The organism is Lewinellaceae bacterium, from assembly GCA_020636105.1.
GTDB lineage: Bacteria > Bacteroidota > Bacteroidia > Chitinophagales > Saprospiraceae > BCD1.
In genome coordinates this window covers 289,423-302,379 of record JACJYL010000001.1, presented here as the reverse complement: position 1 = coordinate 302,379, position 12,957 = coordinate 289,423, and the positions used below count along the sequence as shown (strand labels likewise).

Annotated in this window: 6 protein-coding genes; all 6 read right to left on the bottom strand. The window is 42.0% G+C overall.

Features of this window, described 5'->3' with window-relative positions:
- Entirely contained in the window at positions 1 to 1,494 is a 1,494-nt protein-coding gene (locus H6571_01040; GenBank protein ID MCB9322303.1) for a glycoside hydrolase family 30 protein, read from the bottom strand.
- Positions 1,495 to 1,545: 51 nt separating this feature from the next.
- Positions 1,546 to 2,841: a glycosyl hydrolase family 17 gene (locus H6571_01035; GenBank protein MCB9322302.1), complete on the bottom strand. Its 1,296-nt coding sequence runs from the start codon at positions 2,839 to 2,841 to the stop codon at positions 1,546 to 1,548.
- A gap of 1 nt (position 2,842) precedes the next feature.
- Positions 2,843 to 6,262, bottom strand: a complete 3,420-nt coding sequence (locus tag H6571_01030) for a hypothetical protein (GenBank protein MCB9322301.1) — start codon at positions 6,260 to 6,262, stop codon at positions 2,843 to 2,845.
- A gap of 91 nt (positions 6,263 to 6,353) precedes the next feature.
- Positions 6,354 to 7,175 (bottom strand): glycoside hydrolase family 16 protein, encoded by an 822-nt coding sequence (locus tag H6571_01025; protein ID MCB9322300.1) that lies wholly within the window; start codon positions 7,173 to 7,175, stop codon positions 6,354 to 6,356.
- A 66-nt stretch (positions 7,176 to 7,241) separates the two neighbouring features.
- The gene (locus H6571_01020; GenBank protein MCB9322299.1) at positions 7,242 to 9,584 is read right to left on the bottom strand and encodes a hypothetical protein; all 2,343 of its coding nucleotides are present in this window, start codon (positions 9,582 to 9,584) and stop codon (positions 7,242 to 7,244) included.
- Between the two features lie 21 nt (positions 9,585 to 9,605).
- Positions 9,606 to 12,734 (bottom strand): glycosidase, encoded by a 3,129-nt coding sequence (locus H6571_01015; protein ID MCB9322298.1) that lies wholly within the window; start codon positions 12,732 to 12,734, stop codon positions 9,606 to 9,608.
- Between the last annotated feature and the right edge of the window lie 223 nt (positions 12,735 to 12,957).

Here is a 12,957-nt window from a genome sequence, read left to right as displayed (position 1 = left end):
TTATTTGTTTTTAGTTGGTATTATTATTGTTTGTATAGCCTGAGCGCTTATTTTTATTTCCGTTGTACTTTCGCCCAAAGAAAGTTTTATATCCTTTGCAGTTGATCCTTGATTAAAAATAACCACAGCAATAGATCCGTCAGGATTTTGGGCCGCAGTGACCATAAGGCTATCGTCACCGTTCTCAAATCCTATTCTTTGCGCACCTGGCCGGATAAATTTACTAAAATGGGCCAGTGTGTAATAAATGGGGGTAAAGTAAACCTCATCTTTTTCCGGATCTACAATGACAGGCGCCACGCACCAGTTCTTAAACCAATTGGGCCCACCCTGTTTGTCTAGTACCATATTCCAGTCAATCCAGCCATCGACCCAATTGTTAAGGCAGCCGATGATATCCCGCGCATAACGATTAACAGGGGCATATTTAGGGTGTAGGTATTTGTCTTGTTCAGGAGCCCAGTCCCAGCCCCAGTCGGTAGCTTCTTTTGACCAGTACCAATTATCGTCTTGCCAATGAGGTATTTCAGAATCAACGCAAGCCTCGGATTGAATCAGGTATTTATCGGGCGCAGCATTGTGGGCAAATTGAAGCGACTCAGCAAACCAGTCGTAAGTACTTGCATACCAGTGAATCGCCATTCCATCAAAATATTTTGCAGAAGCTTCGTCTTTATACATCACCCGCGTCCACTCCTTGAGTTCCTCGCCACGGTTTTGATCGTAACCGAGAATTTTCACATCATGGCCATCGGATTCGAGCCTCGGACCTAAATGATTTTTAACGAATTCAGTCATTTCCTCTGGACTAAAAATCATACTTTCCCAATTATTGCCATTCCCCAGGGGTTCATTCTCAACGGTGAAGCCCCAAATGTCTATCCCCTCAGCCTTATAGGCCTCTAAATATTTGGAGAAAAACAATGCCCACGTATCATTATATTCAGGCAGTAATTTACCCCCTACCCAATTATTATTATCTTTCATCCATGGTGGGGCGGTCCAGGGAGAGGATATTATTTTAAATCCGTCTTTGGAAATAGCCATAGCCTCCTTGATCATCGGAATAATATCGTCGCGATCTTCCTCTATGGAGAAATTCTCCAATGTTGTATCCCCTTCAACCGGAGCATAGGAATAATTACTTAAAGAAAAATCACAGGAATTCATGTGGGTGCGCGTTAAGGAATATCTGGCCCCGTTTTCTCCAAAATAAGCGTCCAAAATCTTGTCGCGATTTTCTTTACTTAAACGGTTTAAAAGGTAGGCAGATGCCTCTGTAAAGGACCCTCCAAACCCGGTGATGGTCTGGAACTTATCTTCGGGATGTAATTTTATAAAAGACAGAGTATCCCCGGGAGAAAATTCGGTTATTTTCTGGAGCTTATTGCCACCTGCGGAAGTTTCATAAACATCCACTTCCAATTTTTCTATTGAGGTACAAGTACTAAGCATAAGCATCAATAACAATGAAAAACTAATTTTTTTTATCATTATCCTATAAATTTTTCAATACCAACAATGAAAGGTCAATACACTTCTATTTTAATGCTCTGCCACTATGCTTTGCTTTACCGGAGGGAGCAAAACTTCCTCCAGCAATGCTTTTTCATCTCCACCATAAGTTTTAACAATAGGGTTCCCTCCCCTACTCAACCCTTCAAAAACACCCTGATCCACCAAATCCCACAAGGCATATTTCGCTTGTCCTTCTATACTGAAAAGGCCAAAATGGTTTTCTGATCCCCCTGGATTTGGGGCATCTTTCCAAATTTCATCAAAAGCTTCAAAATAAAAGCAGGATATTCCTTCCTGGTTGGTCCAGTCTCTGATGAGCGAATAAAATAACCCCTCCTTGTATTCATCCGTAGCTTTCGAACCTTCAGGGCCATAGAAGCTATTGGACGCACTTGCCCAACCTGTTTCTCCAATATGAATCGCTTTTTCAATCCCTAACCCCTTAATATAATCGGCTGTATTTTGATATTGAGACATGGCATAATCCCTGGCGCGGGCCATTGCAGCGGCAATCTTTTCTGTATCCGCCAAATTTTCTTCCTTTTCCAAAACACCCCAAAAATCAGGGTTGTAATGAGTATCATGCATTGGGTAGGTATGAAGGGATACATAATCCACAGCCCTGATCAATTTTTTCAAATCTTCGGTATGGTATTCTTCACCGCCCCCGCCCCAGGAGGCAAAATTATCTGAACAAGTCACCCAAAGATCCTTAGACAGTTTACCTGTTTCCTTTAACTCCTGCAGGTGATTAACCCATTTCAGTATTACCCCCGGTTGTACAAAATAACTGGCCGCCCACTTCACCATAGCTTCATTGCCCACTGCAATAATCTTGACAATATCAGGGTAACGATTGGCCAGATCCACTGCTCTTTGAATCTCCGCTGCATTGCCCTCTGCATCTTCACTGTCGTGATCAGGATAGGCTGTCCATGCGTTTTTACAATCAATCCAGGCTCCCAGCATGACGTACATCTCAAAATCCGGGTCTTCCTTTTTTAATTGATGAATAGCCTCCAGTACATTAGAGGCATGTTTTAACTTAACATTATAGGTACGCAGAATTTTGACATTCATTGCCGCAAGGATCTTCATATCCTCTTTCAACTGGTCGATGGTGGGTTGTATGTCACGGGTTTTCTCACGATATCCACCATAAGATATTGCCAGATAATTCGGGTTTCCTAAGATATCTTTAGCTGTCACTTCTTTTTTTATTTGTAATTGGTTCATTCCTTTGTCCGGTTGCTCATTGTTACACGAAAAGCTAATTATCAAAGCCATCAAAGATACCATTGCTTTCCAAATTATTGTTTTCATGTTACCTCAATTTAGATTCTTTAATGTGAACCATGATCTGAACAACCTCTCCAGTTCGTTCAAAAACCTGCCTGCTGGTATTTTGATCGAGGCTTAATGTTTCGAACATGGCAGAGGTTCCGCTTTTATGCAGGATTTCCAAATGGTTCTGTGTTCCCAGTTTGTACACCACCGGCACCTGGCAATAAGTGAAACACAGAGATCCTTTCTCCAGTGTCAGCTGTTTATGTTCCAGGAAGACATCGACATATTCAAAAATTTTGGTTTCCTCCAAAAACTCATTTTTTCTGAGTAAGCAGGGATTGAAATACAATTGGCCTTCACTGACAAAAACACCAAGCTCACCAAATCTGGATATGATATCTTCTTTTACCTGTCCGGTCATCCCCGGTTGTTGTGCCCCTTTACCGGCAGGGGTATGGGAATACGGGTCAGTAGGGAAAGCACCATAAAGTGAGGGCGACTTATGAACGCCAATGCCTTCATTGATCTCATAATAATGTTCCAGTAACCTACCGATAATCTCTTCACCTGCTTGCGCTTTAATGGCTTTTAAACAACACTCCTGTACCGCCAGCTGCAACTTGGAAACCATGTGCCAATAAATAGATCCCAAGCCTTCGTAACCAAAGAACGTACCCGATCTTCCGGTAAATGCTTTATGATTGAATACCTGCTCAAAGGTTTGCAGCACCCAATTTTTATCCTTTTCTGCCAGAGCCGCATAATGGGTTTGGGAAAGCCCCTCCAGGGCTGCCTGGAGATCATGGGCATTTTTAAAATTACCATTGAAATGAATTAGCCCATTGATGTCTTTTTCAATGATCTGAACCTGACCGTCGCTTAGCATTTGAGTGAGCAATGCTGATTGAGCGACCGCTTCTTTAGGTACGTTATTTTTTTCTGTAAATAGTGGTAAATTCTTATTAGGATAGAGTAAGTAGCTGTATTGATCGGCTCGGAAAAGGGAGCTGTTCTTTAAACCATCTAAAACCTCCAGCGCTCCTGCGTCCGATAAGTACCCCGAACTCAATACTGCCACCTGTCCTTCCAGCATTTCACTTAAATGAGCCAAGGATATTTCAGCCTCATTTTTTACCGTCATCAGGTTATAGGCATGGTATAAATTATCAGGCCTTATATTCACTTTGATGGAATGATCCACGTATTGAAGACTCAGGTGGATAAAATCCCTTAAATCCCTGAATGAAATAGTGGTTTTTTCGCCCCCCAATGAATGTTTATACACATGTTGCCTGAAATCACTACCAGCCTGTCCTAATCCATCCAAAACCAGTTTGCGGTCTTTATCATTGATTTTATTTGACAGAAGGTGCTTGAATTTACTAAAGGTATCACGCACATTTTTGTAAAAGTCAACCATTTCACTGGAGACTTTTACCCCTTCCATTTCCGAAGCGGCGAGTAGCTCTTCAAAAAACTTCAGGAATCGCCTTAAATAGTAGAGCGTCACCATGGAAACGCCATTTCCCACCAAAGCGTTATTGGCATCATTCCATTCCGGCCGTTGGGTGTTCATCCATATTCCGCCCTCTGGTATGAAATTAGATAACTTAGCCAACAAGGTTGCCAATATTTTTTCAATGAAGTTGACCTGGTAGATGGACTTGTTTACATCTTGCAGTAAAGCACCATCCGCTCCAATACTTGCCCGTCGCTTACGCACCTGCTGATCTAATTCATGGTCAAATTCAATGGTATCCTTAGGGTTTTTAAGAATGTCTGCGTAGCTTTTTATTTTATACGGAACGTTAGCATAAACAAAGCGGTCTTCGTTAAAATAACTTTCCAGTTTTTGTGGGGAATGATGCTCAATGAACTCTAAAAATTTCAATAAATAAATGATCTGGTGGTCTCCCCAATAACCAATATATGACCAAGGGTTATCGGGTTCAATGGTTTCCCAGTCAAATCCATCTTTTGTAACCCTGTAAGGATTGTATCCATCGAAAGTAGTCGCATTCAAAAACTTATGAATCATACTCTCTATGAATTCCGGATATGAATGTGCCAGTGCTTCCCAATTTTGAAAGATATCTCTCCAATTTCCTTCGTAATCAAGAATTTTCGACCCGTCAATTTCACTGCGGGTATTGATAGAAAATTTATTCCAGGGCCTGCTGGGGTCGCCATGTCTTCTACTAAACTTTAACGGCATATATTCTGTACACAACCTCCAGAAATCCTTATCATGACTCTGCTGCGCCATTTCCTTTAACCTGGAAAGCGAAAACACATCAGGAAGAGCATTTACTAAATCTTTAGATGTTTCAAAAACGTCCTTATTGGCTGTTGACAGATAGGCACTGAAATCCCATTTTTCTATGTGGTAATTATGATCAAAAATTCCACCTCGCATTATATTAAACAGGGTGTTCGAGAAATGTCGCGTATCCCTCAAATTATCTGAGGTAAGTTGAATTCCATCCGCCGCCGCATTTAATCTTATTAAATTTTGGGTGCCAAAATCTATATCCTGCTGCACAATCGAATCTAATTGCTTTTCGCTTTTTATGGCTTCCGAAATTCTGGCTATGGCCGAATGATTTTGATTCACATCAGCCATAATCATCCATGCTTTCTCAGCCTTTGCCGATAGTATTACCTCTGCATTAATAAAATAAGCCCCTTTTTCTGCCTTTACATCTTCTTCCTGCTGAATCGGAATGCCTTTTCTAAAGTGCTTGAGCTGCAGGGACGAAAGGAGATATTTGGGATTTTCCAGGCCCAGAGACCACACAATATTTGCTTTTAATGCTTCACTGGGTTCTGCTTTGTCAACGATAATAGCACTCAGTGAAAAAATGCCTAATCCTGTCGTTTTTTGAAGTTCACTCCGTTTATAAGCATCTACAAGGTTACTGGATTGGTTTTGTAAATCGCTGCCTACCCCATAAGGTAAAATATTCTGGATGCCATCTAAAACAGATGTCCTGACTTCATTCCCTGTATTATTAATAAGGGTTGACTTTTTAATAAACCCAAAAATATTACTCGAATTCCACTGGTATCTAAAAGTCAATCCCAGGTCATGGTTTTCTTCTTCAAAAAGAATTTTATTTCCATAAACATTCTTATACAAATTTCTGCTGACCTGATACAGTCCTTCAAACCTATAAGAGAAGGGTTCCCAAATATGGGATTTATCCTCTTTGTTTACCAAAAAAATAGATTTGCTCCCGGTAATTTCCGCAGATTCGGTTATCTTATCATCTGTGTAATAAGGGAAAAGAGCATACTCGGCATTTTTTCGCCCGGCACTCAATCCACCATTACTGGAAATAAACATCCAGTGGTTGGAATCACTTACAATGCTCATAAAAAATGGGCGGAGCGCATCACTGTTTGAAATCCTGTAATAATCTCCCCCCCCTATTTGAACACGGTTTATCCCTGTCATAATTTCTTTTTTCAACACCTTATAGTCATGTTAATGAGTAAAAAAAGGTCGAATAATTAAGCCGACCTTTTTAAACGCTCTAAGATAATCATTATTTAATTTCCTTATATACTCTAACCCAATCCACAAGCATTGATTGAGGGAATGTTGTCTGATCAGTTGGAAAGCCAACAAAATTACCGCCCACTGCCACATTCAAAATGATATAAAAAGGATGATCATAGACCCATTCTCCGGGCACATCGTCTGATTTAATTTGTGAATATAGGGTATCATCGACGAAAAAATTGATAGTACCTTCTACCCATTCTACCGCAAAAACATGAAAATCATTATCAAACCGGTCATTTTCAAATCCAAAGGTTTTTGAAATAGGTGAACCTCCGGAATAACCAGGTCCATGGATAGTCCCATGAATTAAGTGCGGCTGCTGTCCGCGATATTCCATAATGTCAATTTCACCGCATTGAGGCCATCCAACCTGGTCAACATTGGCCCCCAACAACCAAAAGGCCGGCCAGATACCGGGGCCCCATGGCATTTTTATCCTCGCTTCAAAGCGGCCGTAAGCCTGATCAAATAATCCCTGAGTGGTAATTCTCGCAGAGGTGAAAGCGGAACCCGAATAAGATTCCTTTCTCGCAATAATAGCCAGGTTCCCTGCCCCGTCAAGGGAGACATTTTCCGGACGATCCGTATCAAATTCCAGTTGTGCGTTACCCCAATCTGTTCCGATATCATAGTTCCATTTCGAAGCATCAGGGGATTGACCCGCAGGGCCCTCAAACTCATCCTGCCATACTAGTTGCCAGTTGCGGTCTACAATCTTATTATCATCTGTGCAACTCCAACCAATGAACAGTGCAGTGAACAGCAGAATACTTTTTGTCAAAATTGAATGATTCCATTTCATGATTAATATTGTTAATTCGGTTTCTTTATTAATTAGTTTTAAACCCTGTTATTAAAAAAATCCCATTTAGTTATGGAAATAAATATTGTCCAGATATATATCACCATTACCTACGAATTTAAACTGAAAAACGTCTGTAAGGTCAACGGGTGAAAAATTAGATAATGGAATGTCCACACTTGCCCAGCCTGAGGTAGGAACGGTTAGTGCATACGACGTTTCAATAGGGCCGGGACTGATCAAAAACACGTCTAAAGCGGTGGAGTTTGCTGTCCAGAAATCAATATGCAGGTGGGTCATTGCGGAAACATTCTGACTACTGCCCAGTTCTATTCCCTGATAATTCAAGCCGGAAAAGAGCAGTGTATTGTTGCCGGCAACCGGCACTACTGATCCTACCGTAGTCTGTCCCCAACCAGGGTTGAAATTTGTTCCATCTACACTTGAATAAGCATCGCTAAAAATAGAGATAACACCTGATGCAGGGTCAGTGGGTGTCGGCGCCGCAGTAGTTGGCATGTTTCCCCCGCTCGTTTCATTATAGAAATAGATATTGTCCAGATAAATATCGCCGCTACCATCAAATTTAAGCTGGATCAAATCAGCCAGATCAACGGGTGAAAAGTTTGATAAAGGAATGTTGACACTTGCCCACCCTGAGGTAGGAACGCCTAATACGTAGGGCGCTTCTACAGGCCCCGGGCTGATCAAATACACGTTCAATCCCGTGGAGTTTGCCGTCCAGTAGTCAATATGCAGGTGGCTCATTCCGGAAACATCCAGGTTGCTACCCAGTTCAATGCCCTGGTAATTAAATCCTGCGTAAAGCAGGGTGTTATTCCCAAATATAGGCACTTCCGAAACGCTGGTCGTTTGTCCCCAATCCGGATAAAAATTCGTCCCCGGAACATTGGAATAAGCATTGCTGAATATGGAGATGACGTCACCAGGAGCATTCGTTGGCGTCGGGGCGGGTGTAGCTGGCCCAGTAGTTTCCACATCCCCTGCATTGTAAAAATAAACATTATCGACATAAACATTGGGCAAGTCTCCGGAAAGGACCAACTGAGCCAAATGTGCTCTATTCGTCAGGCCAACAAAACTAGACAGAGGCATATCCAAACTCACCCAGGTTCCTGTGGCTAATGTTGGACTGGTGAACGTAAGTTCATGCGAAGAATCATCCCCCCCATCATAAGTTCCGTTTGCGCCAAAATCTACCAGCAAAACTTTAAAGGCTGCCGGAAAATCCGTCGGATCAGGGGTCCAGATATCCATATGGAAGTGGGTCATATTGGTGGCATTTATCGTTTGAGAAGTAAACTCAATGCCGACAAAATTGAGATTTTTGTAACGTTTTACATCATCGCCTGCAATTTGAATATCAAAAGTTTCAGCCGTTGAAAATTCCCAGTAAGTATTCCATAAGTCAACGGGCACATTGGTATAGGCATTGCTAAACAATGAGATCACACTATCAGGGCTAACGGTTGGTACAGGAGCGGGAGTCAAAGGCCCCGTCGCTTGTCCTGAAGTAGCAATGGTCAAAGAACCAGCGGCGTCAATATCCCCTAATTTTGCCGTTATCACCACAGCACCGCTATCAATAACCGACACGATTCCTAATTCACTTACCGAAGCAATACCTGGATCAGAGGAATTAAAGGTAAAATAGGAAGGCGCTACTTCGATTCTTTGATCAACACCATTAGGCAGGTTAAACGTTTCAAACAAACCTCCTATCGTAAGTTGATCGCCTGTTGCTGCCGAAACAACCTGATCTTGTTTTTCCAGGATGGCCGGCTGTGGATGGGCAAGAGTGCCAAGCTTTTCAAATTGGACTTCATCCATCCAAAATGTATATCCATTCCCGTTATCTGGTGTTGCAACAATTTGGAGCATACCACTTTCCCGGGTAAGTTTGGAAGCATCCGGAATCGGAATAATGTATTTTTTCCAGTTCGTATTGAGTTTCACCCCTTTTAATAAAACAAGGAATTTCGACTCCCCGAAATCGTTTCCAAAACCAATCTCGTCAATAGTGGCCGGTTGGGTAGCTTTGGCCCAAAAAGTGAGGGCGTCGAATCCAGAAAGGTCGCGGCCTACCGAAGTGAGGAACACCCCTCCGACATAACTTCCATCGGGGGATCCCGCATCAGGAACGGCGAACCTCATCGATGCTGACCCATCGTATTTAACGTCAGTATCTACATCAAAGGCCGTCAAACTTGCTCCGCCAAAAACAGCATAATTCAATCCGGAGCTAAAATTATCAATAAAAACTTCTCCATTAGCCGGGTAAGTGGCGGGCTCTAAATCTTCAAAGTCTCTTATACAGCTAACCCCTAAAAAAAGTAATAAAGCTGTTATTAAGGTCAATTTTGAATAATTATATTTTTTAGTTGTCATCTTTTTAAACTTTTTTATGGATTACATACCAATGTTAATTTGAAAATAAGTTCTGAACTCCCATTCATTGCCGTTACCGAATCCTACAGCCGTAGGGTCACAAACGTAATTACCGGCTGCATCAAAGGTGTACGCCGGGCAGTAGCGCGGAGAGTATTGATCCAGGGATCGCCAGGTATAGCGAATCCCCATTCGGGTACTTGGAAGGTTTAACCACCCTGGTTTTCCCACTGAAGTGGACAAGTCTGCCATTAATTGTAGCGGGTAAGTAAGGTTGAAATCACGATGATAATCGAATGGTCCCCAGTCATCTACTTTAACCATGGAAGTCAATTTAACTTTTTTATAGACCATTCGCAGATCACCTCCAACTCTTTGAATTAATCTGGAGTCGCTGCCATTGGCTTGTGCATTACCTCCATAGAGGTTGGCAATAAACCCAAAATCAGGACTTACCTTGGATACAATACGTGCATAGGCTTCCCAAAGGTCTTCTGCGGGAGCAGATCCGGGAAAAGCAAAAAGCGACCGGCCGTCTGCAAAAATACCAATAGCGGCATCTTGTATGGTAGGCAGGTGGCGGTAAACGAATCCGGCACTGATAGCAAAACCAGCATCTTCCGCTGTATCATTATCCCATTCATACATCCATGTTCCCGGCGTAGGGTCATAGGTAAACAGGATTTCTCCGGCAATCGTTTCCCTGTTGCTTCTGACCGCAAATGGATCATCGAGAATGTTTCTTGGTCTTCCGGGAGCACTTACATCTCCGGAGATTGGACCCACAACGGGCTTTTGCCACAAGAAATTAGGAGCTATTTCAAAATCACCAATGATGTAACTCAAACCGGTTAAAACATTAAATTGATTGCCACTTCCGCTATCTTTAAGTCTCCAGCCTGTGAACGTTTTGGTATAATCAGCGCCTCCGTTGGCCACCAATCCCATCGCTGCACCCTGGGCATACCACTTGACCGGACCGCCCATGTAGGTGAGTTTCATTTTTCCACCCCAGGTATCCTTTAAGGTAATATTATCCTGGTAAACCTCTTCTTTTTCTTCATCTACAATCTGGAATGATCTGTTCACCAGCGGCTGACCACCCCAAATACCTCCGATTTCAAATCCAATAGGCCCGAATTTTCTTTGGGCATGAAGGGTGACCCGTCGTGTAAGGGGCATTGGAACGGCAAAAGAACTTACCGCCGGTGCCTGCTCAGCAATGTCTTCGTGGTAGATTCCCGTAAGATCAAAAGAAGCTACTTTTCGGCTGTACTTGACCAAAACTGCCGGGTTGGCTCCCCACCACAATTCAGGGCCAAAAGCCACCTTCAGTCCATGCAGCGATTTTTTACCTTCAATTTCAAAGCCAAAGGGTGCATTGCCATTGTAAATATCAATATTAGGACCATAATTCGCTTCCGGATATAATCCAAAAAAATCACCCTCATAACCCCAATGATAATGGCCGGTACGGTAAAATCCGGTCAGGTCGAACATCTTGCTGTTCCAGGTAAAATCGGCTCTGTAGATGTTCAGGCGATCTACTGATGGCAATTGCAGACTTCCGTTTTGAGTATCGACGAAACGGGAACGACCGCGGTTTTCGTAAAAGATTTCATCAATCGGATTTTCAGCAACATTTCCAAGAACGTTAAATACGACATTCGCCCGAACACTTTCGGTAGGTTTTGCTTCGACTCCCACGTAAAAGGACTGCATATGATCAAAACCGAGTCTATTGGGGTATTTAAGTTGATCAGGATCTGCCTCTTTGGGCGTTGAAATCAGATCTCCACCTGTATTAAAGGTAGACAAATCAACCCTCAAACCGCTGACACGAACTTTTTTGGTTTGTTCACTTTCCAGTGCAGCCTTATCTCCTCTGGCTTTGAGCACAGCCTCCATCAAATGGATATTTGAAAAATGATTATCAATGGTTTCAAGCTTAACGCCATTTGCGTATGGATCTATTTGGTGAGCTTCCTTTAAAGCATAATAAGCCGCCCGAGGATAAAGTTGATATAACCCACGAACACTTGTTGGTCCCTTTGCACATATACCAAACCATTCCTCGTTCATGTTATTTTCTCCTTCAATAAAGTCACTTTGATATCCCCCGTTACCCCATGAAGCATTGTTGTCATGCACTTCCAGATTTTTGGTTTGGCCAAATTTCCACCAGCCATCGCTAAACTGGAAGGTGAACCCCCCAATAGAATTTCCTACTTTTCCCAAACCGGCAGCATTCTCATAGATCTCCTTCCAGTTATTTACCATATAATAAGCCTGCGACTGCTGGTCTTCTGCATTTTCAATGGTATTAAACGCATCGGCACCAAACTCTGTATACATGATTGGTTTATTCAGTTCATCTTTGACTCTTTGGAAGGCATCTCCAAAGGAAACGCCACGGTACACATTGGTACCAAAAATATCTACATCTTTACATTCTTCGGCAATAATATCCAGGAAAAGTAAATCACCATTACACATCGCAACAGGATGCGAGGTATCAAGCGCTTTCATCGCCACTGCCGCTTCATTAAACAACTTATACAAAGGATAGGCACGCATGGTGGATTTTCTATCCTCCATTGGAATGTCTTCTGTTTCAGCCCCCTCCCAGAAAAGACCGTAGTTATTTTCATTTCCAAGCAAGTACATGAGTAAGCCCGGAGTACCCCGGTATTCTTGTACCATTTCCGTTACCTCTGCAAGGAGCAATTCGCGGACACGGGGGTCGGAATATTCCGTATTCACCACATAGGTACCTCCCAATGTTAGTCCATAACGACCAAAGGCATGATTGAGCATGGTATGGATGCCAAATTTTTCGTAGATATACTTAATCCACTTTGCAGGCACTCCGGTATACATTCGAACGGAATTTACGCCCATGTTTTTTAGCAAAGACATTTCGGTATCAAGCGCTGACCTGATAATATCATCTGGTTGATTCCATAAACTATAAGAGAAATTGGTGCCAATCGGGAAATAATCCCAATTCATCCCATTGATCATAAAATCATTTCCATTGACTGTCAGTTTTAGCCCTTCATTGTTATTAACAACAGATACTTGATCAGGCTGGGCAAATAAAGAAGTGGAAAAAAAGAAAAGAATCAGTGTTTGAATGATGTTTTTCATTTTTATCATTGAATTTGGTTTAAATTAATATTTTCTGTCTTTTTCTATCGACTAAGGAAACCAATTAATATTCCATAAATTATGGATTTCCCATAGTTTTGATTTTTTAAAAAACTTCATTGATTTACGTAAAATTAGGTTTAATTTAAATTAAAGATTTAAAAAATCACCTCATCAATTATTTCATCAATTAAATAAATAACTACTACAAAAATATTTATAA